This is a genomic window from Vibrio sp. 10N.222.52.B12, assembly GCF_002875385.1.
In the GTDB taxonomy this organism is placed as follows: Bacteria; Pseudomonadota; Gammaproteobacteria; order Enterobacterales; family Vibrionaceae; genus Vibrio; species Vibrio jasicida.
Genome location: NZ_MDAW01000008.1, coordinates 1 through 1,185 on the forward strand (window position 1 = coordinate 1; position 1,185 = coordinate 1,185).

At 40.9% G+C, this 1,185-nt stretch carries 1 protein-coding gene; it reads left to right on the forward strand.

Features of this window, described 5'->3' with window-relative positions:
* Window positions 1–639 precede the first annotated feature (639 nt).
* Window positions 640–993 carry a DUF6404 family protein gene (locus BCT11_RS00595; protein ID WP_102386847.1) on the forward strand — a complete coding sequence of 118 codons (354 nt, stop codon included), beginning with the start codon at window positions 640–642 and terminating at the stop codon, window positions 991–993.
* Window positions 994–1,185 lie beyond the last annotated feature (192 nt).

Consider the following 1,185-nt stretch of genomic DNA (forward strand, 5'->3'; position numbering starts at 1 on the left):
CTGCGTCTCTCACACCTTAACTGCGCGTTAGGCATCAAAGGTTACAAATGTACAGCTCGATATTGATAATATTGTATGGTCTTTTGGTTTCACTTGGTGCAGTTTCGGGTATTTGCACACAGGGAAATGATGGACGTTTTTATGCTTCGATAATGTATGGTTCAGTACTGTTCATTCTCATCATAGTCAGACTTCTTCGTGAAAGTAGAGGTTCAAAATTTATATGGATTACGCCCTTAATTGCTTTGTTAGCTGCTATGTCGGTAACTTATTTTTGGGCACCTTTTGTAATTGAAACAACTATTGAAGGTCATCATTTGTGTGGCAAAGAGTTTGATTCTCATTTGGTAGAGTCTGATGTCTGGTCTAGAAGCATACCAACGCTTCATATTGTTTTCTCGTTGGCTATTTTCATGCTTTCATTTTGGAAGTTAATTAGGTGCAAAGCGGGTAAGTAGTTTGTGGTGACAAGATGCCTAACAAACTGCTCAAGAGGGATTCGCAACGCGTGGCATTTTAACTATGCGGTAGGTTTAAGTGATTAAGGTGGTATGCGGCGACTTTGGTATTGCGTTGCTCACCCCTTAGCAGGGCGTTAGGTTTCTCCGCGGGAAACATCGAATTCGAGGATTTTAGATCATGGATTATGAAGCGAAGCTACGACTTGCTCACAAAGAGTTAAATGATAAAGGCGTTTGGAAGTCGAACTACAATCCACCAATTGTAAAGTGGCTACGTAAACTTGGAATGTGTTTTCCGCCACCTCATTACCAAAGTTATTTTGCAAACGTTATGCTTTGTGTGACTTTCTTTGCTCCTGTATGGGGAATCTTCCAATGGTTTCTTGTGTGGAACGAGCTAGGTAAACCAGTTTTAGAAGCCGTTTTCATCTCGTTACTTGCTGGCACTTTGTTTGGCTTTATTATGGCAACCTTCTACTACATTAGACGTAAGCAATTAAATCTAACAGATTGGGGTTCATTGGGAGAATAAGCCCAAAACCTAACAAACTGTTCAAGAGGGATTCGCAACGCGTGGCATTTTCATCATGCGTTGGTTTTAGTGTTTAAGGCGGTATGCGGCGACTTCGGTATTGCGTTGCTCACCCCTTAACAGGGCGTTATAAGCTAGGAAAATAGAATGAATAAGCAAGAAAAATTAAAACTACTCAGGAAGCTTCTGGAA

Bases quoted from the DNA above. Each gene is read 5' to 3' on its own strand.
- BCT11_RS00595 (WP_102386847.1), top strand. From the start codon at position 640: ATGGATTATGAAGCGAAGCTACGACTTGCTCACAAAGAGTTAAATGAT.